Source organism: Providencia sp. PROV174 (assembly GCF_028480685.1).
In the GTDB taxonomy this organism is placed as follows: Bacteria; Pseudomonadota; Gammaproteobacteria; order Enterobacterales; family Enterobacteriaceae; genus Providencia; species Providencia rettgeri.
In genome coordinates, this window is record NZ_JAMPOT010000005.1 from 161793 (window position 1) to 184288 (window position 22496).

The following is a 22496-nucleotide window of genomic DNA, read 5'->3' on the forward strand; positions in this document are numbered from 1 at the left end:
TTCACATTTTATCCACAGATTAGTACCCGTGATAAACATGGCAAATAGCTGAAGTCGTATTGTGGATAACTTAACAAGGAGAATGCCCGTGGGAACGGTTGTTATTAAAAGAGATGGTTGTCAGGTCGGTTTTGACCTTCCACGAATTCAGGAAGCCGTTAAACGTGCAGCGGCTGCTGTGAATGTTAAGGATGACGATTATTGTCTTCAGATTGCTTCTGTCGTCACAGAACAACTTTGCAGCCGTGACCGAGTAGATATCGCTGACATTCAAGATGCAGTTGAAGACCAACTGATGGCTGGGCCTTATAAAGACTTAGCCCGTGCTTATATTGAATATCGCCATGATAGAGACAGCGAACGCGAAAAACGTAGCCAATTGACTCATGACATTCGTGGGCTAATCGAACAAAGCAACGTCTCTTTACTCAATGAAAATGCCAATAAAGACAGTAAAGTGATCCCGACACAACGCGATTTACTCGCGGGCATTGTTGCTAAACACTATGCAAAACAGCATATTTTACCAAGAGATGTCGTTATCGCACACGAACGCGGTGAAATTCACTATCATGACCTCGATTATGCTCCCTTCTTTCCAATGTTTAACTGTATGTTAATTGACCTTGAAGGCATGTTAACTAACGGGTTTAAAATGGGAAATGCCGAAATAGAGCCGCCAAAGTCTATTTCAACCGCAACCGCCGTTACTGCACAAATTATTGCCCAAGTCGCGAGCCATATTTATGGGGGCACAACCATTAACCGTATTGACGAAATTTTAGCGCCATATGTCGCAATTAGCTTCGAAAAGCACCTAAAAGTCGCCAAGGAATGGGGAATTGCAGACGCAGAGGGCTATGCACACAGTCGTACCGATAAAGAGTGTTATGACGCCTTTCAATCTTTAGAGTATGAAGTTAATACACTTCACACCGCCAATGGCCAAACCCCGTTTGTTACCTTTGGTTTTGGCCTTGGAACCTCTAAAGAAGCACGGTTAATTCAGCAATCTATTCTGAAAAATCGCATTGCCGGCCTTGGTAAAAATCGTAAAACGGCAGTTTTTCCTAAGCTCGTATTTGCAATTAAAGATGGTCTAAACCACAAATTAGGTGACCCTAGTTATGATATTAAACAGCTCGCTTTAGAGTGTGCCAGTAAGCGCATGTATCCCGATATTCTTAACTACGACCGTGTCGTTGATGTCACTGGATCATTTAAAACACCAATGGGCTGCCGCAGCTTCCTGGGTATCTATGAAGAAAATGGGCAACAAATTCACGATGGGCGCAACAATTTAGGCGTTATTAGCCTCAATTTGCCTCGTATTGCTATCGAAGCACAGGGGAGTGAAGATGCGTTTTGGGCATTACTGGATGAACGTTTAGCCATTGCCAAAAAAGCCTTAATGACTCGCATTGCCCGTTTAGAAACCGTAAAAGCACGTGTTGCCCCAATTTTGTATATGGAAGGCGCCTGCGGAGTTCGCTTAAAAGCGGATGACAACGTTGCTGAGATCTTCAAAAATGGTCGCGCGTCCATTTCGTTAGGTTACATTGGGTTGCATGAAACCATCAATGCACTTTTTGGCACACAGACCCATGTCTATGATGACGAAAAATTACGTGAAAAAGCTGTCGAAATTGTCAACCACTTACGCCAAGCCACCGATGAATGGAAAGCCCAAACAGGCTATGGTTTCAGTTTATACAGCACACCAAGTGAAAACCTATGTGACCGATTCTGCCGTCTCGATACCGCTGAATTTGGTGTGATACAAGGTGTTACCGACAAAGGTTACTATACAAACAGCTTCCACCTAGATGTTGAAAAACAGGTGAATCCTTACGATAAAATTGATTTTGAAGCGCCTTACCCTGCACTCGCGAATGGCGGTTTTATCTGTTATGGCGAATATCCAAACTTACAACATAATGTTAGAGCCTTAGAAGACGTGTGGGACTACAGCTATCAACATGTGCCTTATTATGGTACTAACACACCCATTGATGAGTGCTATGAATGTGGTTTTTCCGGTGAGTTTTCCTGCACCAGTAAAGGCTTTACCTGCCCTGCTTGTGGTAACCATGATACTAACCGAGTTTCGGTTATCCGCCGTGTGTGTGGCTATTTAGGCAGCCCAGATGCAAGGCCATTTAATGCAGGTAAACAAGAAGAAGTAAAACGCCGTATTAAGCATTTAGGTAACGGCCAAATAGGTTAATACTATGAATTATCACCAATATTATCCTGTCGATGTCGTCAATGGCCCCGGAACTCGCTGTACACTGTTTGTAGCAGGGTGTGTTCATCAATGCCGTGGTTGTTACAATCAAAGTACATGGCGAGTAGATTCAGGCGTGCCATTCACCCAAGAAATGGAAGATCAAATTATCCAAGATTTGCAAGACTCGCGTATCCGTCGGCAAGGGCTTTCCCTCTCCGGCGGAGACCCGCTACACCCAGCCAATTTGCCTGCGGTGCTCAAGTTAGTAAAACGCGTAAAAGCCGTCTGCCCAGATAAGGATATTTGGTTATGGACAGGATACATATTGAGTGATTTGACGCTTGAACAACAAAAAGTGGTGAGTTTAGTTAATACCGTAATTGACGGTAAATTTGAGCAGGATTTACATGACCCACGCTTAATTTGGCGCGGTAGCTCCAATCAAGTGATCCACAAATTGCGTTAAATTTGGCATTCCCAATGTAGTTTGGTACCAAAACCTAACTTGTTATCGACCATTTTGACATTCTGCAAGTGAAGCTGCCAAACAGGCAGTTTCGCTGCTAATGCCACAGGAAAACGACGGCAGTAAAAACCGCGGGCAAGCTGTTCTTCCTCACCTTTTAATATTTTAATTTCACCTGTAAATTGAATACCTTGTATTGCATTAACGACTTTGGTCTGCGCTGATATTGTGCCAGCAACTTGCGGGTTAGCCACCATCAATTGCCCATGCCTTGAATTCGGGTCTGTCATTAAAATCAAGCACATCGTTTTCGCATCAAATGCATAGTAACAACTGGCAGGCCAGATATCATTGTGATGGTGGGTAAAAAGAGAGAAAACGTGTTGGCGGGCAATATAGCGTTGGATGTGTTTTAAAGTTTGTTCAGGCGTCATAGCGGTTTCCATATAAACCCGTTCAGAACAAGCTTTTGGGGGACTCCCCTAAGCTTGCTTAAACTGTTCTGAACGTAGGCGTAAATTCGCTATTACTATACTCTAACTAGCTGAAATATTAACCTAAGTATTTTTAGACCTATACGCCAACTAAATTCGAGTATTTACTCTAAATAATTCGAGTTGTAGCTAGGCGGCAAGTGAACGAGGCGCTAGGAGCATACATAAGTATGTGACTAGTGCGAATGAACGCGGCCAACGACGCTACGGCTCGAAGTATGACAAGTAAATTTATTTATAGATAGCCGCAGTACCACTCATAGAATTCTCACCACCAGCAGAAATCACACGGAATGAAGTTGCACCAGCTTCATCAGCTTTTTTGGCTAATTGTGCGGTCAGGTCATTGACACTCACTGCACCTGTTACTGAGACATAACCCGCAGCTGGCTGACTAGTATGTTGAACTTCCTCAGCAGCCATTGAACCGAATGATACAACACCCAAAGCTAAAGCAGCAGCAAATAATGTTGATTTTTTCATTGTATATTCCTTCTTGTAAACTTGATTTTTAGTTGGGATTTTTACTGTCCCTCTGTGATATGGATCATATTATGCGCTTTAGTTTGAAAAGAAAATTAGCTAATTTTGCTATAATTGTTCAAATAATTTGAATCATAACTTAGATTGAGGTTACAAATTTGTGACACTTTCATATCATTTTTTATTTAAATTTTAATATGTTATAAATATCTTACTTAACGAATATATTCGTTGTTCACCTAATATTTTTCCCTTATAAATCAGCACAGAATGATAAAAACGACACTAAATAATAGCCAATTAAAACAAAATGACTGGTATCTTTACTTGGTGAGAGCGAAAAATAACGCCTTGTATTGTGGTATCACCACCAATGTGCAACGTCGTTTTGAGCAACATAAGGCAGGAACAGGGGCAAAAGCATTGAAAGGAAAAATGCCACTGACATTGGCATTCTCGTGTTTTATTGGTTCTCGTTCAGCAGCGTCGAAAATAGAATATCAAGTTAAACAACTGAATAAAAAAACAAAAGAAAGGCTGGTCATAGACCAGCCCGATGACTTAGTTAACTACTTAGCTAACTATAAATTATTGAAGTGTGAAGAGTAAGTCACCAAACCTTGGTGTTCTCCAATTTCCCCATTCTCTAAGCCACAAACCAAAAAATGAGCTTGTTGTTCAGGCCATTGGCAGCTTATACCGTGGCTTGCTGCGGGTTCAAAACCGAAACGCGAATAGTAGCGTTCATCTCCCAGTACAACAACCGCACCATAACCAAACTCATTGAGGCTATCTAACCCTTCATAGACCAGTTTTTCTGCAATCCCTTGGCCTTGATGCGCCTTATTTACCGCTAATGGTGCAAGACCAACCCATTGCACGTCTTCATCGTTAACGTCGACAGGCGTGAAGCCAACATAGCCAATCACTTCACCATCATCATTTGTTGCCACAACCCCGAGAGTTAGCAAGCCATCCTCACGTAAATGTTGAACAAGATTAGCTTCTGCTTCAGTTGGAAACGTTTCACGCAATAGTTTATCAATACCCATTGCGTCGACAGGGATTTCAACTCGAATTAGCATGAAGTTAACGCAGGCGATTTATGCTCTACGTCCTCACTCTCATGCACGGTTTTAATTACATCTGCCAATTGTAATAAAGCAAAACGCAACGGAGCTGGCATGTTTTCGAGTTCAAAGGCATCCATTAAGTTTTTCACATAGAGGCCAAGCTCTGTATCCCCTTCAATCACCAACCTACGTTGGAAAAAGAGCGTATCAGGGTCTTCTTTACGCGCGGCGATCAGTACTAGATCATTCGCATTACCACTCACACTAACATCAGCCTCTGCATGCTGTTTGACGGACAGTTGGCCACTTTGCAAACTGATAAACCAGACTAACGCTAAGTCACGAACTTCAACCTTTAGCCATTTGTCTTCGAGAAAATCAAGTTCCCCTTCCTTCACTGATTCACGAAATTGCCAGCTTAGCAATTGCTCGAGAACTTGGCGCTGCAATGCGAATGGGGTTACTTTTAAAGGCAGTTTCAAAAATGAAGGGCCTTTCGTGATGAGTTGAGAACGAATTTTACCTAACACAGTACTGACTCCCATAGTAATTGTCTGCCCGTTTTCGTGTAACTACTTAACAGCAGTAGCAGCTCGAATTATTTAGGGTAACATATTGCATATTTAGACGATTAAATTTTCGACGCTAATAACCCCATTTATTGAAGTCATTAACCTAACATTTGACTCACGATAAGTTATCTTGCCAAAAAATGATATTATTGGCTTGATCCTATATCAATTTTTGTCCATCCCGCCAATATTTATTTCTCACTTCCCATTGATAAAAAATTATCCCTAATTACTCATCCATTCCAATAAACGATCAAAAATTAGTCATAAATAATTCATATACCCTATTTATAAAACTTATCCTCTTTCATTTGGTAAAGTTGCTTTATTACCCACCAGCCCCCTTATTTCCCTATCGACCTTAATTAACGAATACTGATATCCATTAACAATTTCTCTGCTCTAAATCAAAATCTATAACAGTTCTGTTGACTAGAATATCAGCTGTTAAATTTTACACAGGGATAGGACAATGGAATTACTCTGCCCCGCAGGGAATTTGCCCGCTTTAAAAGCGGCGGTCGATAACGGCGCTGATGCCGTTTATATTGGACTAAAAAATGATACCAATGCACGGCATTTCGCAGGGCTCAATTTTACTGAAAAAAAACTGCATGAAGCTGAGCGTTATATCCATAACCGTAAACGAAAATTACATATTGCGATTAATACATTTGCACATCCTAATGGTTACGAACGTTGGCAAAACTCCGTCGATCTTGCTGCAGATCTCGGTGCTGATGCCTTGATCTTAGCCGATATTGCCATGTTAGAGTACGCTGCCAATAAATACCCGCATATTGAAAGGCACGTTTCTGTCCAAGCCTCAGCAACCAACACTGAAGCCATCCGCTTCTATGAACGTAATTTCCAAGTCCACCGCGTTGTCCTTCCACGTGTGCTATCTATTCACCAAGTAAAACAGTTAGCCAAAAATAGCCCTGTCCCACTGGAAGTGTTTGCTTTTGGTAGTTTATGTATCATGGCTGAAGGGCGCTGCTATCTGTCTTCTTATCTCACAGGTGAGTCACCAAATACGGTAGGCGCATGCTCTCCAGCCCGTTTTGTTCGTTGGCAACAAACGGAGGAAGGAATGGAATCACGCCTCAATAATGTGTTGATAGACCGTTACCAAAAAGATGAAAATGCAGGCTACCCAACGCTATGCAAAGGACGTTATCTTGTCGATGAACAGAAATATCATGTCCTTGAAGAGCCCACCAGCCTCAACACCATTGAATTATTACCTGAACTGATGGCAGCTAATATTGCCTCGGTCAAAATTGAAGGCCGCCAACGCAGCCCTGCTTACGTGACTGAAGTAACGCGTATTTGGCGCCAAGCCATCGACCGCTACAAATCCAACCCTAACAGCTTTGTCACTGACCCGAAATGGCTAAAAGCGTTAGGCGGGCTTTCTGAAGGAAGCCAAACCACATTGGGTGCCTATCATCGTAAATGGCAGTAATTTAAAAGGTAAATATCATGCAGTACTCGTTAGGATCTATTCTTTATTACTGGCCAAAACAAACGCTGGAAGATTTTTATCAACACGCCATGCAAAGTGACGCTGATATTATTTATCTCGGTGAGACGGTATGTAGTAAACGCCGAGAAATGAAGCCCAATGACTGGATAGAACTCGCACAACAACTCGCCAAGAGCGGCAAGCAAATTGTTCTGAGCACCCTTGCTCTTCTTCAAGCGCCTTCCGAACTTAAAGAGATCAGCAAGTTAGTTGATAATGGTGAGTTTCTCGTTGAAGCCCATGATTTTGGTGTGATCAACATGTTAGCCGAAAGAAACCTTCCTTTTGTCGCTGGTCACGGTTTGAATTGCTATAACGCACAAACCTTAAATATTCTCTTACGCCAAGGTATGGTGCGCTGGTGTATGCCTGTAGAGCTTTCCCGAGATTGGCTAATCAACTTACTCCACCAGTGTGATGACATCGGTATTCGTGGCAAATTTGATGTTGAAGTAATGAGCTACGGTCACTTACCACTTGCCTATTCCGCACGCTGCTTTACTGCACGCTCTGAAAATAAGCAAAAAGACGAATGCGAAACTTGTTGTATAAACTACCCACAGGGGCGCCAGGTGCTTTCTCAAGAACATCAACAGGTGTTCACGTTGAATGGCATCCAAACGCTCAGTGGTGCTTGCTATAACCTTGGCAATGACCTGCACTCAATGCATGAGCTTGTGGATATTGTACGCATATCCCCTGAAGGTATTGAGTCCCTTGAGATATTCAAGCAATTTAAAGCGAATGAAAATGGGGATATTCCATTGAATATTTCAGATAAAAACTGCAATGGTTATTGGCGACAAATTGCAGGATTGTCGATGATACCTTAAATCAATTACCCACCTCATAACCGTCTATCCTCAGGTAGTTATGAGGTAAATAAAATGATTGATATAGACCCAAGCACCGTTTCTTGACGTGCAAAGTCCCGCCTTACCGAATGCAGCCAAACAACTATCCCTGCGGCTATACGTGATGCCTATCAAGTCTTTGCCTCAATGTTAAGTACAGGGACCCCTCCTGATGACTGGGAAACCTTAAGCCAAGAAGCAAAAATGACAACAAAAGCCGTTGATCCTAACTCAGCAATAGGTTTCCTACTCAAAAATGACGGTTAATGCCGATGCCTGCGCCAGCGGTTAAACATATGGCTAATATGACGTAACTCACCATCTCTTAGCATACCAATAAACACACCAATAACCGTGTAAATAACGCCTAGAATCAACATCATCACAATATCCATTAGCACATCACTAAACGGTAAGCCCATTTGATTAAGGCCTGCCATGGCATTCGTCGCCCATGTTGATGGCAATGCTGAAGCAATCATACGCACCCAATCCGGCATCGCCTGTAGTGGCCAAATCGTGCCTGACATATAAAACACCGGGGTGGTAATAAATGCCAAAGTTAAGTAAATCATTTCAACACTACGCAAACATTCCGTTACTAACTTGCCAAGCCCTAAAACAGCCAATAGGAATGGGAACGTGAACATCCAAATCACATACAATGGTGCTTCTTGTCGGTAGCCCAATACCCATGGCCAAAGCGCGAAAAATACAGTAGATAAAAATAACCAGATCGGAATTAAAGCTGATAACGCCCCTAAATAAACGGCTAATGGTGGCTTTCCTTTAGGTGTAGAACGCACCGCGATGCTGACTCGTACACAGGCAATCAGTAAGGAGTGCTGCAATAACATCACCAATAAGCCAGGAAAAACAATCGCTGCAAAGCTGATCCCTGGGTTATACAATGGCTCAGTTTCACTGCGGATAGGGGTAATAATCACTTTAGCCTGCTCTTGGCTATAACCGGCTTTAGTGAGTAATTGGGTGTTATAAGCATTGAGCAAGGTTTGGTAGGCTTTTGATAACTCTTGCTGAATTTGCCCACTCGCTAGCCGGTTGGTTCCATCTCCATACACTGGCACCGTGATATTTTTACCGCTCAGTAAATGTTGTTGAAAATCCGTTGGAATGATAATTATCGCAAATAGCTTTCTCGCAATCATGTCCTGACGTGCTTGAGCAAGGTTATCATAACTTTGCAATTCCACTTTCGGTGTCGCATCGAGGTCACGGATTAACTCGCGGCTTGCTGTGCTGTGGTCCATATCAATCACAGCAACAGGTAAATCCCAAAGAACCGGCTTTGCATACACTAAGCTCATGACGCACAGAGAAACCAACAATAATAGCCACATCGGTTTTTCCAGCATTCCCAGCAGTACTTTACGGAAGGTTGCAAAATAGATCGCCATCAGACAACCCCTCCTTGGTTTTCTAACCGTTTGACTAAACGCTTACGAATTAAAAAGCCAATGACAAATGGGTAAATCAATAAAAATAGACACACTTGAACAATGCGAGCAAAGGAAATTTCCCGCAAGAAAATATCAAACATAGCATTCAATGTATGTGTAAGTGGTTCAATATTCGAAATAATCTGTGCAGGCAATATCATTGATAGTTCCGGTACCGCCATACCCGAAAAGGCCAAAGCGATACTCACCAGCATCCCTATCAAGCTATACGCCATAATGGCACTTGAGGTAAAACTAAACAGCAATAAACCAATACTCTGCGCTGCTATGACATAGAAAAACCCTAATATAATCATATACAACGGATTTCCTACCACTTTAGCATCAAAAATAGTGACTAATGCCGCAATCTCTACCGCAAGTAATATACTGAAAAATAAGGTATAAGGGGCTAATTTCCCAAGTAGCGCCATCACAAACGGCTTAACGCTTTGTAAGGTAGAGCCTCGTGACATCGTATAGATTGTTGCTGTAACAACAAATAGCTGCAGCATATGAATAGTTGCGGCAAACTGTTGATAATAAATATAACTACCGCTCGGGTTGAATAAACTGTCATAAGAAAGTGTCACTTGGGCTAACGGAGGTAACGCCTTTCCCATTGACTTGGCCATTTCTTGGCGATACTTCGCATTCAACTCTGCCACTAACCCACTAAAATCTTGAATCGCATAACTGCCTGATGCATAGAAGAGCGCATTATAATACATACGTAACTCAGGTTGACGCCCCCGTAAGACATCTTCTTCGAAGTTATGAGGAATATACAATAACGCGTAATCCTTTGAACTACCGAGTCTTTTTAATGATGTACTGAGATTGTCATCAATGGTTTTCACATCCGCATGTGGACCAGCGTCGAGGTCACGAATAATTTGCCGAGAAACTGGGCTATGGTTATTGTCCACCACAGAAACGGGTAAATCCATCAATGTCCCCTCTGAAAAGTTAGCACTAACTAACGTAAACAGCATTAATGGAAACAGCCAACTTAACCAATGAAAAACAGGGCTACGAATAGCCATTTGGGTTTCACGGCTAAAGGCGTGCTCAAAACCGTGCCAAGCGAACTTAAATTTCATGGCAACACCTTTTACTTATCCCAGTGCCATAACACACTCATACCAGGCCTTAGCCCTTCAATCGGCTCTACAGGGTATAAACGAATTTCAAATGTTTTTAAATCGAAGTCACCGGTTGCACGTGTCGCTCGTTTTGTCGCATAGTCACCTTTCGGTGCAATATAGCGAACCTCAGCTTCAATCAACTTGTTTCCCAAGGCAGGGACATCCAGCTGCACTTTGTCGCCTTTTTTCACATCAACTAAAATATCTTCTCGCAAGTTATAGACAAAATAAGCTTGAGGAAGTCGAATTAATGAAATTAAAGGACTACCGGCATTGAAGAGCTCACCTATTTCAGCGGGAATAGGGCCAACCTCACCATCTACAGGGGCTTTTACTTGCAAGTCATCAATTTGTACTTGGATTTCAGCAAGTTTATGCTCTGCTTGTTGTAATGCCGCTTCATATTGTTGGCGTTGCTCTATACGGTCACCATGTAAGCCCTCATCTAAACGCGCTTTTGCACTTTGCACTTGCGAAAAAGCCACATCTTTGGCTTTACGTGCATTATCAAGTTCATTCGCGGAAACATACCCTTTACCTTTCAAATTACTCAAACGAGCATATTCACGAGATGCATTTTGATATTGAGAATTGGCTTGTGATAATGAGGCTTGTAAATCGCGGATGGTTTCAACACGAGTCCCATTCATGGATTGTTCTAGTTGCGCTTTTGCTTGGTCTCTCGCGGATTTCGATGCTTCATATTGCGCTTGCAGTTCTGGGCTCTCTAGGGTTATCAGTAATTGCCCTTGTTTGACATCATCGCCACGCTCTACGTGGCGTTCAATCACTCGTCCTTTTGCCTTCGAGGTGACGATGACCTCAGGTGCATCCACCTCTCCCTGTAACAATAAATATTGGTTATGGGAATGAAAAAGTGCCGCTGCTGCGATTAAGATAAGCATCAGCAAAATCAGTGCTATTGTTCTTTTTTTCATTATTTATGTGAACCTTAAATAATAACGGGGGAAACTATCATCCCTAGAGTATGACAAGAAAGTTAAATACAGCGTTAATAAATTCGTGCGCAAGATCACGAAAAGGTAGGACATTGACTAATATTGGAGCGATTTCTACCTTATGTCAAATAATGATGAGTGTACTTTTCTCAAATGCCGATTACTTAGCCAATGACTTACGATATAATGACTAGCCAAATAAATACTAAAAATAGATAACAATAGTAAATAACTCAACCCCAAATAAGAATCCCACAGCGTGAAACATAACGAGCCAATGCTCTAAATAATTCGCGATGTGGGTAGGCGGCAAGCGAGACTATCTTGGGGAGCATACATCAGTATGTGACTAGGGCGAGATAACGAAGCACTACATTTAAACGAAAGCCCCACAACGTGAACATGACGAGCCATGCTCTAAATAATTCGCGATGTGGGTAGGCGGCAAGCGAGACTATCTTGGGGAGCATACATCAGTATGTGACCCGATTAGGCGAAAGCAGCCAACACCCCCACAACGTGAAGTATGACGAGCATGTACGAATTTGATTTAATATTACTCCTACTCCAGCAGATGTGTGTCTACCTCGTTATTGCTTGGGCGCTTAGCCGGACACCATTAGTTATCCCTCTTCTAAAGGTAACCATCCGCTTACCACATAAAGTCATGTGCTACCTGATTTTCTCGGTATTTTGCATTATCGGTACTTATTTTGGTTTGCATATCAATGATTCTATTGCTAATACTCGTGCTATTGGAGCCGTTCTTGGCGGCCTATTAGGTGGCCCAGCAGTGGGCTTTGCTGTTGGTTTCACTGGCGGGCTGCATCGGTATTCATTAGGGGGAATGAGTGCCTTTGCCTGTATGGTCTCAACAATTGTTGAAGGGTTGATTGGCGGGTTAGTTCATCGTTACTTTATGAAACGTGGCGAAATCAATAAAATTTTTAATCCAATGATTGCCAGTTGTGTCACTTTTGTCGCTGAAATCATACAGATGCTAATTATTTTATTGCTGGCAAAACCTTTCGATGAAGCCCTCGAACTCGTTAAAAATATCGCTGCACCGATGGTGATCGCGAATACTATTGGCGCAGCCATGTTTATTCGAATTTTACTCGACCGCCGTGCGATTGTTGAAAAATACACGACTGCATTCTCTGCTCAGGCGCTAAAAATTGCTTTAACGACTGAAGGGATTCTGCGTAAAGGCTTTAATGCTGACAACAGCATGAAGGTCGCTAAGATTATTTATCAAGAGTTAGAAATTGGTGCTGTCGCTATTACAGATCGTGAAAAAATCCTCGCGTTTATTGGCATTGGCGCTGACCACCATCGACCCGGGACACCAATTTCGTCAAGCCAATCAAGGCAAGCTATTGAGAATAATGAAGTCGTCTATGCCGACGGCAATGAGACCCCGTATAAATGTTCATTAAGCCCCACCTGTAAACTCGGCTCTGCGTTAGTGATCCCATTACGCGGAGAAAACGAAAAAGTCATTGGTACCATTAAACTGTATGAAGCGAAAAATAGCCTATTTAGTTCCATAAACCGTACCCTCGGTGAAGGGATCGCCAGTTTATTTTCTGCACAAATTTTAGCGGGCCAATATGAACGCAACAAACAATCATTGTTGCAGTCCGAGGTTAAGCTACTTCACGCGCAAGTAAATCCTCACTTTTTGTTCAATGTGCTCAACACGCTGCAAGCCGTGATCCGCAAAGATAGCCAGCAAGCAGGCCAGCTCGTGCAATATATTTCAACTTTTTTTCGCAACAACTTAAAAAGACCTGAACAAAATGCCACGCTTGGTGAAGAAATTGAACATATCAACGCCTATTTGCAAATAGAAAAAGCCCGTTTTCAAGAAAGCTTACAAATTCATATTGAGATCCCTGATGAAGTCAAACAGGTTGAACTCCCTGCTTTTACCCTGCAACCACTGGTTGAGAATGCAATTAAACATGGCACCTCACAGTTATTAGAAACGGGTTATATTACAATACGTAGTTATATCGGCAGTGAACATGTGTATATCGAAATAGAAGATAACGCAGGCCTATATAAGCCTGCAAAACAGTCTGATGGCTTAGGGATGGGCCTAGTCGATAGACGCTTACGTTTAAAATATGGTGAGCAATATGGCATCAGCGTAGAACACGAGCCAGAAAAATTCACCCGAATGAAAATTCGCCTGCCTTATTTGGCTACAACATAATAATGATTAAATTACCTCTATGAATGTATTGATTGTTGATGACGAACCTCTTGCACGGGAAAATGTGCGTTGCCTACTCGAAGAACACGATGATATTGAAATTATTGGCGAATGTGCCAATGCAATAGAAGCGATTGGCATCATCCATAAAAAGAAGCCTGATGTGGTCTTTTTGGATATTCAAATGCCACGCCTAACTGGTTTAGAAATGGTACGCATGCTAGATCCAGAAGACCGCCCTTATATTGTCTTTCTTACCGCTTTTAATGAATTTGCCATTCAGGCTTTTGAAGAACATGCTTTTGATTACTTGTTAAAACCCCTTGAAACAGAGCGATTAGAAAAGACCTTAAACCGCTTACGCCAAGGCAAGCAAAAACAAAATCTAGAGCTGTTAAGTAACAATGAGCCACTAAAATTTATCCCTTGCACTGGCCATAGCCGTATTTATTTAATGAAACTTGATGAAGTGCTATATGCCACGTCGCGGATGAGTGGTGTGTATGTGATGAGTACGCAAGGATTGGAAGGTTTTACAGAACTCACTCTGCGAACATTAGAGACTCGAACACCTTTAGTGCGCTGTCATCGCCAATATTTAGTCAATATGACCCAATTAAACGAAATTTTGTTTGGTGATGGTGGGCAAGCTGAACTGGTACTCAGTTCCGGTGAACATATCCCTGTTAGCCGCCGTTATCTCAAACCACTAAAAGAGGCACTGGGGCTAGTTTGAGTAGTTAAATAATTAAAATCTCTGGCCCGCGTAATTCGAGAAGATGTAACATTCTTAACGCGGGACCACTCGGTTTTTTTTCTTCACGCTCCCACTTAGAAACACTTTCTTTCGACATCCCAAGCGCTAATGCAAGCATCGCTTGTGACATACCATATTGAGCTCTAAGCTGCTTAATTTTTGCGCCACTCATCATTGGGACAACTTTTATTTTTTCATTTAGTTTTCTAGCGTTAACTTTTTTTTCTAGATCATTAACTAAACTTTCTGGTGCAGCATCAACCTCGCGTAACTCTTTTGCCAGCTCAAGCATATTCTCTAATTTATTGCTCATCAGTTAGCTCCTCTAAAATACCATGAGAAATTAATTCAAACAGTTTTTCATCTGTATAACTCAAAAAAAGGCGTGATAGCTGTCTATATCCCTCTAAATCATCATCTTCAATTTCTTTCGCTTTTTTAGAACTAATATTATTTTTTTCCCACCCATCTACGAAGAAAAGGTGATGATTTATCTTGAAGAATATAATGACTCTAATTCCTCCACTTTTTCCTTTTCCATTAATTGCCATTCTTTTTTTAATCACCCCACAACCTAAATCAGCCTCGTAAATCCCTCGTAAAACCTCATTTGCTGTTTCAAATAAGCGTTGATTAGTGATCTTTATTTTCTTAGTACTGCGTTTGAATGATGAAACTTTATAGAATGCCACAACTACTCTCCATGTAGTACCGGTTACTATAGTAACAAGCACCATACCAAGAAGCAATATAGTCGATTATTTAAACAATAAAAAAACCCGCACTTCAATGAAATGCGGGTTTTGTGTTTTAGTAGGGAATTAATCCCTATAAAACCAAGTCATTATGCGTTATGGCTGCTGCTACGGCGACGAGGTGCCGCATTCGTGCCATCTTGGCGTGGAGCAGAGTTACCACGGTCACGGTTACCACCACCACGACGCTCACCGCCGCCACGACGTTCACCACCGCGCTCACCGCCACGGTCATTACGGCGACCTGCACCGAAGCCACCTTCGCTACCGCCCTCACGACGTGGACCACCACGGCGCTCACCGCCGCCACGACGTTCGAACGGTTGTGCATCACCGATCAGTTGCATTTGCGTTGGTTTATTCAGAATGCGTGCGCGACTTAAATGTGTTAACACATCCGTTGGCATACCTTTTGGCAATTCAATTGTCGAGTGCGTTCCGTACAATTTGATATTACCGATATAACGGCTGCTGATATCCGCTTCGTTAGCAATCGCACCAACAATGTGACGAACTTCCACACCATCATCACGGCCAACTTCAATACGGTACATCTCCATATCACCCACATCACGACGCTCACGACGGCCGCCACGCTCACCGCGTTCAGCACGGTCAAAACCGTTGCCGTTGCTGTTACGATCACGACGATCACCACCACGGCGGTCATCACGGTCGTTGAATTCACGACGTGGGCGACGTGGCGCATCTGGTGGCAGGATCAGCGCACGCTCGCCTTGTGCCATTTTTAACAATGCCGCTGCTAAAGTTTCCATATCGACATCTTCTGATGGAGACATTTTTGCTAACAGTGAACGGTATTGGTCTAAATCGCTGCTTTCTAATTGCTGTTGAATTTTCTCAGCAAATTTCGCCTGACGACGTTGGCTCAGCAGATCGGCATCTGGTAACTCAACTTCAGGAATAGTCAGTTTCATCGTACGTTCAACGTTACGTAGCAGACGACGTTCACGGTTTTCAACAAACAGTAACGCACGGCCCGCACGACCCGCACGACCAGTACGGCCAATACGGTGAACGTATGATTCCGCATCCATTGGGATGTCGTAGTTAACAACTAAACTAATACGCTCAACATCCAAACCACGTGCTGCAACGTCAGTTGCAATCAAGATATCCAAACGGCCATCTTTTAAACGCTCTAACGTTTGCTCACGCAGTGCTTGGTTCATGTCACCATTAAGTGCCGCACTGTTGTAGCCATTGCGTTCTAACGCTTCAGCCACTTCTAATGTTGCATTTTTGGTACGTACGAAAATAATCGCAGCATCAAAGTCTTCTGCTTCTAAGAAACGTACTAACGCTTCATTTTTACGCATGCCGTACACAGTCCAATAGCTCTGGGCAATATCTGGACGAGTGGTAATGCTAGCCTGAATGCGAATCTCTTTCGGGTCTTTCATAAAACGACGTGTAATACGACGAATTGGCTCAGGCATTGTTGCAGAGAACAGCGCAGTTTGGTGCTCAGCTGGAATTTGGCTCATGATGTTTTCAACATCTTCAATGAAGCCCATACGCAGCATTTCATCAGCTTCGTCTAAAACTAAGCCTTTTAATTTAGAAAGGTCTAACGTGCCACGTTTTAAGTGATCAAGAAGGCGGCCTGGTGTACCCACAACAATTTGCGGTCCTTGGCGCAGTGCACGTAATTGTACGTCATAACGTTGGCCACCATACAGGGCAACAACGTTAACGCGATTCATATGTTTAGAGAAATCGCTCATTGCTTCCGCTACCTGAACAGCCAACTCACGAGTTGGTGCAAGGACTAAAATTTGCGGAGCTTTTAAATCTGGGTCGATGTTATGCAGTAATGGCAAACTAAATGCAGCAGTTTTACCGCTACCTGTTTGTGCCATACCTAATACATCATTACCATCCATTAACAATGGAATACATTGTTGTTGGATTGGTGATGGTTTTTCATATCCCAGGTCGTTTAGTGCTGTCAAAATAGATGCTGATAAACCTAACTCAGCAAAAGAAATATCGGTCTCAGTAGTCATGTAAAGGTGCCTCATACATAATGGCAGCCAGTTTACATAACCATGCGAAAATCATTTCGGTCATTTTCATTTAAAATGTGAACTGGCTCAAATTGTGTTTATTAAACGAACAAATAGGCCGTCACCCCGAGGGATGATGACTTAAAAAAATATCGTGAAATGTTCGTCAGCTATTGCTGGCCCGATTCTAAAAGGTCGTCTTGTTCTTGGCCTAACAGCGCCAATTCCAACAATGCATAGCGGTGTTCAACAAAGCTGTGAGCGTTGTTAGCTACCGTCAGTTTGAATAACGCAACTGCGCTATCCTTATCCCCCAGACTTAGGTAATGCTTACCTAAATAGAAGTTAGTTTCACTGAGATGCTCAGCGAGCGAAGTGTTATCCGTAGACGTTTCTTTCAAACGCGCCATCAATGTATTTTCATCGATATTGCCAAGATAGAATTCTACGATATTCCAGCCCCATTGCCCTTTCTCCGCTTGGTTGTAGCGGGCGGCAAGATTATCTTGCGCCATACGCGGGTCTATGTCTTTCTCTACGAGATAAAGCCACAGTGTACGAAAAGGATCATTTGGATCTATCTGATAATACGCCAGCAGATCATCCTGCGCTAGTTTGTATCGTTCACCGTAATATAATGCGATGCCACGATTCATTCGCGCGAAATTGTAAGTTGGATCAAGCTCTAAAACAGAATCAAACGCTTCATAGGCAGCATCATAATTGCCTGCCTGCGTAAAATATATCCCTAAAAAATTAAAAACTTCAGGAATATCAGGACGAATGGCTAACGCAGTTGAAAAATCATTACGCGCCAGTGCCCTTAAACCGAGACTATCATACAACACACCGCGCTCATATAAAAGCTGTGCGTATTCATCATCGGTTAAAGACCGGCTCGCAAGGATTTGTTCCATACGAGCCAGTATCACTTCTTGTTGCAATGAAGGTTGAAGTGGAACGGCAAATACCTCGTTCTTTCGCCAATCTTTGCTACTACATCCAATAATAACAAAAAAGATAAGCGCCAAGAGCACACGCGGTAACGTGCGATAATCTCTCACCCGAAGACAGATACTGTTCGACATACTCCGCCCTTACATTACCACGCTTTACAAATTATGGTTTCAGCAAATTTAGGCTGATAGCGCCCTAATTTAATAGAACGCTGTTAGGTCAGCTTACTCTGCTGAGTCCTGCGGCTGTGCAGTTGGTTCTTCAGTTGCTACCGCTTCTTTCATGCTAAGGCGGATACGACCTTGACGGTCAATTTCCAATACCTTAACAGGAACTTCTTGACCCATTTGCAGGTAATCTGTCACTTTCTCAACACGCTTATCCGCGATTTGAGAAATATGAACCAGACCTTCTTTACCCCCACCAATCGCAACGAATGCACCAAAGTCGACGATACGGGTTACTTTACCTGGGTAAATGCGGCCCACTTCAACTTCTGCAGTAATGTCTTCGATACGACGAATGGCTTCTTTCGCTTTCAGGCCATCAGTTGCGGCAATCTTAACAGTACCATCATCTTCGATTTCAATCGTTGTGCCAGTTTCTTCCGTTAATGCACGGATCACTGAACCACCTTTACCGATGACATCTTTGATTTTGTCTGAGTTAATTTTGATCGTGTAAATGCGTGGTGCAAATTCAGAGATCTCTTCACGTGGACCATTAATTGCTTGTTCCATTGTACCAAGAATGTGCAGACGTGCACCTTTTGCTTGGTTCAGAGCAACTTGCATGATTTCACGTGTGATACCTTCGATTTTGATGTCCATTTGCAGTGCACTGATACCTTCACGGCTACCAGCTACTTTAAAGTCCATGTCACCTAAGTGGTCTTCGTCACCTAAGATGTCAGACAGAACAACGAAATCGTTACCTTCTTTCACCAGACCCATTGCAATACCTGCAACAGCGGCTTTAATTGGCACACCAGCATCCATCAGTGCTAATGATGCACCACAAACAGATGCCATTGATGATGAACCATTAGATTCAGTGATTTCAGATACAACACGGATAGTGTATGGGAAATCAGCGTGGTCTGGCATTACTGCTAACACACCACGTTTCGCTAAGCGGCCATGACCGATTTCACGACGTTTTGGTGAACCCACCATGCCAGTTTCACCAACAGAGTATGGAGGGAAGTTGTAATGGAATAAGAAACGGTCAGTATATTCGCCCATTAATTGGTCGATAACCTGCGCATCACGTTCTGTACCTAACGTTGCCGTTACCAGTGCTTGAGTTTCACCACGAGTAAACAGCGCAGAACCGTGAGTACGTGGCAGAACACCCGTACGAACGTCCAGAGCGCGAACCATATCTTTTTCGCGGCCATCGATGCGTGGCTCACCACGGATAACACGGCTACGAACAACTTGTTTTTCTAAGCTTGCTAAAATGTCAGCAACTTCAGAAACATCAACGTTTTCGTCTTCAGCAACTAATACTGCAGTGACTTCTTCTTTGATTAAGTCAACCTGCGCGTAGCGCTCTTGTTTCTCAGTGATGCGGTAAGCGTCGCCCATACGGCTTTCAGCTAATTGTGCAACACGGTCATGCAGAGCTTGGTTAACTGGCTCTGGCTGCCAATCCCATTTCTCTTTACCCGCTTCTTTCACTAATTCATTGATATTCTGAATAACAACTTGTTGTTGGTCGTGGCCAAATACCACCGCACCTAACATTTGCTCTTCGCTTAATAAATCAGCTTCAGATTCAACCATTAATACCGCGTTATCAGTACCTGCAACCACTAAGTCCAAACGGCTGTTTTTCAGCTCGTCTGCTGTAGGGTTCAGAACATATTGGTCATTGATAAAACCAACACGTGCCGCACCGATTGGGCCATTAAATGGAACACCTGACAGTGCTAATACTGCAGACGCACCGATCATCGCAACAATATCTGGATTAACTTGTGGGTTAACAGACACAACAGTCGCAATGATTTGAATTTCGTTATAAAAACCTTCTGGGAACAGAGGGCGTAGAGGACGGTCAATCAGACGAGCGATTAACGTTTCACCTTCACCAGGACGACCTTCACGACGGAAGAAGCTTCCTGGGATACGGCCCGCTGCATATGTACGTTCTTGATAGTTAACAGTTAAAGGGAAGAAGTCTTGACCTTCTTTCACTTTTTTCTGTGCAACTGCAGTCACAAATACTGCAGTGTCATCCATGTTAACCATAACAGCAGCAGATGCTTGGCGTGCAATCATACCTGTTTCAATCGAGACAGTATGTTGACCGTATTGGAATTTACGAACAATAGGATTTAACACTATATTACCCTTTTTGTAAGGCTACCTGAGATTCTCAGGGAGCATTGGCTTACTCTTCCTACTACAGCCTCGCGACTAATGAGAATACTGATATTCCAGTGATCAGCTCTCTCATTAGCCGCGCGAATCGGATGCAGCGAAGAGGCATTAATAAAACAGCTTACTACGACTTATAGCTTAGCATTTAAGTTAAGTATAATTCGAGTATTACTTCAACTTTCAAAATAACTTTTAGAAGAAAAGGGGCCTCTGGCCCCTTTTCTCTGAAACTGACTCTACTCGTCATACTTCAAGTTGCAACGTTGTTGACTACATTCACTCGTACTAGCCACATACTGATGTATATTCCTAGTAATTCACTCATTTTTAGCCTAGCTGCAACTCGAATTATCTAGAGTAAGATTAGCGACGCAGACCTAAACGCTCGATAAGAGCAGTGTAACGCGCGATATCTTTACCTTTCAAGTAAGCTTGTAAGCGACGACGCTGAGCAACCATACGCAGCAGACCACGACGGCTGTGGTGATCTTTTTTGTGCTCTGCAAAGTGGCTTTGCAGGTGGTTGATTTGTGCAGTCAGCAGAGCGATTTGAACTTCGCTTGAACCAGTGTCATTTTCACCGCGGCCGAACTCAGCAACGATTTTAGCTTTCGCTTCATTACTTAGAGACATAATAAACTCCAAAATGATTAATGTAAGTGATGAGAGCCAATCTCTAATTTAGCATCTCAAGATTAAGCGCCGCTATTCTACGCTGCTTAAGGCAGCAAAGCAATAAGCGCTACTACGCGGGCTGTTCATTTTCCACAACCAAACGCTTCGGTGCGATACGTCCATCCTCACTCACCAGAGCAATACCGATAAACCGCTGCTCTGTACCACAAGTGACTCGAACCATACCGTTTTCTTCAAGGCCTTCAACCGCGGCTCTCACAGGTTGACCCTGTTTAAAGTAAGCCGCTGTTTCCTCTGTAATATTTACAGCTGGAAAATGAACGACTGCGGTATCCATTGGCAATAATAAAGTATCAAGCAAGGACTCAAAAGAACCTTCACCTGCATCTACTTTTGCTCGTAAAGCGGCTAATTGCTCTAATGTTACCATTCGCTCATAAGGATAGTTAGCCACTTGCACTCGACGCAAGTAAATCACATGCGCACCACAGCCTAACATCTCACCGAGGTCATCAATAATTGTACGAATATAGGTTCCTTTAGAACAGTGTATTTCCAGCTCTAATTCGTTATTTTCTAAACGAATAAACTGCAACTCATACACTGTAATTGGACGAGCTTCACGCTCAACCATAATTCCTTTACGTGCATATTCATACAATGGACGACCTTGATGTTTCAACGCAGAATACATTGAAGGAACTTGTAATGTATCACCGCGGAAAAACGCTAAAGCGTCATCCAGTTGCTGCTGTGTAAACTCTACGTTACGCTCACTGATAATTTCGCCGTGTGAATCCGACGTGTCAGTACGTTGCCCAAGACGAGCAATGACGCGATAACGTTTATCTGAATCGAGTAAAAACTGGGAAAATTTCGTCGCTTCGCCGAGGCACACAGGCAACATACCTGTTGCGAGTGGGTCAAGTGCCCCCGTATGCCCAGCTTTATTGGCATTAAAAAAGCGCCGCACTTTTTGCAGCGCATCATTTGAAGAAATATCCGTGGGTTTATCCAGCAGCACTACGCCGTCAATATTACGGCCGCTACGACGACGCCCCATTATTTTTCCTCTTTATCACTAACATCCGCACGACGTTTTTCATCATCGCGGATCACATTTGACACTAAATTAGACATCCGCATACCGTCAACAAGAGAGTTGTCATACTCAAATGTTAACTCAGGAATAATACGCAAACGCATGGCTTTTCCAATTAATGAACGTATAAAGCCTGATGCTTCATTTAATGCTTTAATGCCGTCTGCAACCATTTCTTCTTCACTTTTATCATTAGCGATATTGAAGAAAGTCACAAAGACTTTACCGTATGCGAGATCGCGAGATAACTCGACACCTGAAACGGTAGCCATACCAATACGTGGGTCTTTGATCTCACGTTGTAAGATGATCGCAATTTCTTTTTGCATCTCTTGCGCAACGCGCTGAGCACGACTGAATTCTTTTGCCATCGTTATGTCTCCT

The 22496-nt window shown here is 42.9% G+C and carries 22 protein-coding genes; 7 read left to right on the top strand and 15 right to left on the bottom strand.

Annotation, left to right across the window (positions count from 1 at the left end):
- The first annotated feature begins 88 nt into the window (after window positions 1-88).
- Together nrdD and nrdG are read left to right on the top strand one after the other, a co-directional pair.
- Complete coding sequence (gene nrdD, locus PSE60_RS02900; protein WP_272664530.1) at window positions 89-2227, top strand: anaerobic ribonucleoside-triphosphate reductase; 2139 nt, start codon at window positions 89-91, stop codon at window positions 2225-2227.
- A gap of 4 nt (window positions 2228-2231) precedes the next feature.
- A complete protein-coding gene (nrdG, locus tag PSE60_RS02905) occupies window positions 2232-2696 on the top strand; it encodes an anaerobic ribonucleoside-triphosphate reductase-activating protein (RefSeq protein WP_210835642.1) in 465 nt (154 codons plus the stop codon).
- Here nrdG and PSE60_RS02910 read toward each other — a convergent pair.
- A complete protein-coding gene (locus PSE60_RS02910; protein WP_272664531.1) occupies window positions 2693-3130 on the bottom strand; it encodes a YhbP family protein in 438 nt (145 codons plus the stop codon). The genes nrdG and PSE60_RS02910 overlap by 4 nt on opposite strands.
- A gap of 291 nt (window positions 3131-3421) precedes the next feature.
- On the bottom strand, window positions 3422-3673 hold the full coding sequence (bhsA, locus tag PSE60_RS02915; RefSeq protein WP_272664532.1) for a multiple stress resistance protein BhsA: 252 nt from the start codon (window positions 3671-3673) through the stop codon (window positions 3422-3424).
- A 270-nt stretch (window positions 3674-3943) separates the two neighbouring features.
- Here bhsA and PSE60_RS02920 point away from each other — a divergent pair, with 270 nt between their 5' ends.
- Window positions 3944-4282, top strand: a complete 339-nt coding sequence (locus tag PSE60_RS02920) for a GIY-YIG nuclease family protein (RefSeq protein ID WP_210835651.1) — start codon at window positions 3944-3946, stop codon at window positions 4280-4282.
- On the opposite strand, the gene PSE60_RS02925 is transcribed toward PSE60_RS02920, so the two are convergent.
- Together PSE60_RS02925 and ubiT are read right to left on the bottom strand one after the other, a co-directional pair.
- Window positions 4255-4758, bottom strand: coding sequence for a GNAT family N-acetyltransferase (locus tag PSE60_RS02925; RefSeq protein WP_004907498.1), 504 nt, complete (start codon window positions 4756-4758; stop codon window positions 4255-4257). The genes PSE60_RS02920 and PSE60_RS02925 overlap by 28 nt on opposite strands.
- The gene (ubiT, locus tag PSE60_RS02930) at window positions 4752-5276 is read right to left on the bottom strand and encodes a ubiquinone anaerobic biosynthesis accessory factor UbiT (protein ID WP_272664567.1); all 525 of its coding nucleotides are present in this window, start codon (window positions 5274-5276) and stop codon (window positions 4752-4754) included. Before ubiT ends, PSE60_RS02925 begins: the two co-directional genes overlap by 7 nt.
- 514 nt (window positions 5277-5790) lie before the next feature.
- Here ubiT and ubiU point away from each other — a divergent pair.
- Complete coding sequence (ubiU, locus tag PSE60_RS02935) at window positions 5791-6786, top strand: ubiquinone anaerobic biosynthesis protein UbiU (protein ID WP_210835653.1); 996 nt, start codon at window positions 5791-5793, stop codon at window positions 6784-6786.
- Between the two features lie 17 nt (window positions 6787-6803).
- The gene (locus tag PSE60_RS02940) at window positions 6804-7679 is read left to right on the top strand and encodes a U32 family peptidase (RefSeq protein ID WP_272664533.1); all 876 of its coding nucleotides are present in this window, start codon (window positions 6804-6806) and stop codon (window positions 7677-7679) included.
- A 284-nt stretch (window positions 7680-7963) separates the two neighbouring features.
- Here the strand turns inward: PSE60_RS02940 and PSE60_RS02945 are convergent, their stop codons facing one another.
- The 3 genes from PSE60_RS02945 to PSE60_RS02955 are packed head-to-tail and all read right to left on the bottom strand — an operon-like array spanning window position 7964 to window position 11246.
- Window positions 7964-9118, bottom strand: a complete 1155-nt coding sequence (locus PSE60_RS02945) for an ABC transporter permease (RefSeq protein ID WP_004907491.1) — start codon at window positions 9116-9118, stop codon at window positions 7964-7966.
- Window positions 9118-10263, bottom strand: a complete 1146-nt coding sequence (locus PSE60_RS02950) for an ABC transporter permease (RefSeq protein WP_004907489.1) — start codon at window positions 10261-10263, stop codon at window positions 9118-9120. Before PSE60_RS02950 ends, PSE60_RS02945 begins: the two co-directional genes overlap by 1 nt.
- 11 nt (window positions 10264-10274) lie before the next feature.
- On the bottom strand, window positions 10275-11246 hold the full coding sequence (locus PSE60_RS02955; protein ID WP_004907488.1) for an HlyD family secretion protein: 972 nt from the start codon (window positions 11244-11246) through the stop codon (window positions 10275-10277).
- Window positions 11247-11802: 556 nt separating this feature from the next.
- On the opposite strand from PSE60_RS02955, the gene PSE60_RS02960 reads away from it, so the two are divergent.
- Window positions 11803-13488, top strand: coding sequence for a sensor histidine kinase (locus tag PSE60_RS02960; protein ID WP_210835658.1), 1686 nt, complete (start codon window positions 11803-11805; stop codon window positions 13486-13488).
- A gap of 19 nt (window positions 13489-13507) precedes the next feature.
- Window positions 13508-14224 (top strand): two-component system response regulator BtsR, encoded by a 717-nt coding sequence (gene btsR / locus PSE60_RS02965; protein WP_210835660.1) that lies wholly within the window; start codon window positions 13508-13510, stop codon window positions 14222-14224.
- A 4-nt stretch (window positions 14225-14228) separates the two neighbouring features.
- On the opposite strand, the gene PSE60_RS02970 is transcribed toward btsR, so the two are convergent.
- The 8 genes from PSE60_RS02970 to rbfA form a co-directional block, all read right to left on the bottom strand.
- The gene (locus PSE60_RS02970) at window positions 14229-14558 is read right to left on the bottom strand and encodes a helix-turn-helix domain-containing protein (protein ID WP_210835662.1); all 330 of its coding nucleotides are present in this window, start codon (window positions 14556-14558) and stop codon (window positions 14229-14231) included.
- Window positions 14548-14937: a type II toxin-antitoxin system RelE/ParE family toxin gene (locus tag PSE60_RS02975; RefSeq protein WP_272664534.1), complete on the bottom strand. Its 390-nt coding sequence runs from the start codon at window positions 14935-14937 to the stop codon at window positions 14548-14550. The genes PSE60_RS02970 and PSE60_RS02975 overlap by 11 nt, the downstream gene beginning before the upstream one ends.
- A gap of 152 nt (window positions 14938-15089) precedes the next feature.
- Window positions 15090-17030 (bottom strand): DEAD/DEAH family ATP-dependent RNA helicase, encoded by a 1941-nt coding sequence (locus PSE60_RS02980; protein WP_102138207.1) that lies wholly within the window; start codon window positions 17028-17030, stop codon window positions 15090-15092.
- Window positions 17031-17200: 170 nt separating this feature from the next.
- Window positions 17201-18118, bottom strand: a complete 918-nt coding sequence (gene nlpI, locus PSE60_RS02985; RefSeq protein ID WP_004907480.1) for a lipoprotein NlpI — start codon at window positions 18116-18118, stop codon at window positions 17201-17203.
- A gap of 93 nt (window positions 18119-18211) precedes the next feature.
- The gene (gene pnp / locus PSE60_RS02990) at window positions 18212-20335 is read right to left on the bottom strand and encodes a polyribonucleotide nucleotidyltransferase (protein ID WP_272664535.1); all 2124 of its coding nucleotides are present in this window, start codon (window positions 20333-20335) and stop codon (window positions 18212-18214) included.
- Window positions 20336-20737: 402 nt separating this feature from the next.
- On the bottom strand, window positions 20738-21007 hold the full coding sequence (gene rpsO, locus PSE60_RS02995; RefSeq protein ID WP_004905890.1) for a 30S ribosomal protein S15: 270 nt from the start codon (window positions 21005-21007) through the stop codon (window positions 20738-20740).
- Between the two features lie 112 nt (window positions 21008-21119).
- Entirely contained in the window at window positions 21120-22073 is a 954-nt protein-coding gene (truB, locus tag PSE60_RS03000; RefSeq protein ID WP_272664536.1) for a tRNA pseudouridine(55) synthase TruB, read from the bottom strand.
- Window positions 22073-22483: a 30S ribosome-binding factor RbfA gene (rbfA, locus tag PSE60_RS03005; RefSeq protein WP_004905894.1), complete on the bottom strand. Its 411-nt coding sequence runs from the start codon at window positions 22481-22483 to the stop codon at window positions 22073-22075. Before rbfA ends, truB begins: the two co-directional genes overlap by 1 nt.
- Between the last annotated feature and the right edge of the window lie 13 nt (window positions 22484-22496).

Bases quoted from the DNA above. Each gene is read 5' to 3' on its own strand.
- nrdG (WP_210835642.1), top strand. From the start codon at position 2,232: ATGAATTATCACCAATATTATCCTGTCGATGTCGTCAATGGCCCCGGA.
- PSE60_RS02910 (WP_272664531.1), bottom strand. From the start codon at position 3,130: ATGACGCCTGAACAAACTTTAAAACACATCCAACGCTATATTGCCCGC.
- bhsA (WP_272664532.1), bottom strand. From the start codon at position 3,673: ATGAAAAAATCAACATTATTTGCTGCTGCTTTAGCTTTGGGTGTTGTA.
- PSE60_RS02920 (WP_210835651.1), top strand. From the start codon at position 3,944: ATGATAAAAACGACACTAAATAATAGCCAATTAAAACAAAATGACTGG.
- PSE60_RS02925 (WP_004907498.1), bottom strand. From the start codon at position 4,758: ATGCTAATTCGAGTTGAAATCCCTGTCGACGCAATGGGTATTGATAAA.
- ubiU (WP_210835653.1), top strand. From the start codon at position 5,791: ATGGAATTACTCTGCCCCGCAGGGAATTTGCCCGCTTTAAAAGCGGCG.
- PSE60_RS02940 (WP_272664533.1), top strand. From the start codon at position 6,804: ATGCAGTACTCGTTAGGATCTATTCTTTATTACTGGCCAAAACAAACG.
- PSE60_RS02945 (WP_004907491.1), bottom strand. From the start codon at position 9,118: ATGGCGATCTATTTTGCAACCTTCCGTAAAGTACTGCTGGGAATGCTG.
- PSE60_RS02950 (WP_004907489.1), bottom strand. From the start codon at position 10,263: ATGAAATTTAAGTTCGCTTGGCACGGTTTTGAGCACGCCTTTAGCCGT.
- PSE60_RS02955 (WP_004907488.1), bottom strand. From the start codon at position 11,246: ATGAAAAAAAGAACAATAGCACTGATTTTGCTGATGCTTATCTTAATC.
- PSE60_RS02960 (WP_210835658.1), top strand. From the start codon at position 11,803: ATGTACGAATTTGATTTAATATTACTCCTACTCCAGCAGATGTGTGTC.
- btsR (WP_210835660.1), top strand. From the start codon at position 13,508: ATGAATGTATTGATTGTTGATGACGAACCTCTTGCACGGGAAAATGTG.
- PSE60_RS02970 (WP_210835662.1), bottom strand. From the start codon at position 14,558: ATGAGCAATAAATTAGAGAATATGCTTGAGCTGGCAAAAGAGTTACGC.
- PSE60_RS02980 (WP_102138207.1), bottom strand. From the start codon at position 17,030: ATGACTACTGAGACCGATATTTCTTTTGCTGAGTTAGGTTTATCAGCA.
- nlpI (WP_004907480.1), bottom strand. From the start codon at position 18,118: ATGTCGAACAGTATCTGTCTTCGGGTGAGAGATTATCGCACGTTACCG.
- rpsO (WP_004905890.1), bottom strand. From the start codon at position 21,007: ATGTCTCTAAGTAATGAAGCGAAAGCTAAAATCGTTGCTGAGTTCGGC.
- truB (WP_272664536.1), bottom strand. From the start codon at position 22,073: ATGGGGCGTCGTCGTAGCGGCCGTAATATTGACGGCGTAGTGCTGCTG.
- rbfA (WP_004905894.1), bottom strand. From the start codon at position 22,483: ATGGCAAAAGAATTCAGTCGTGCTCAGCGCGTTGCGCAAGAGATGCAA.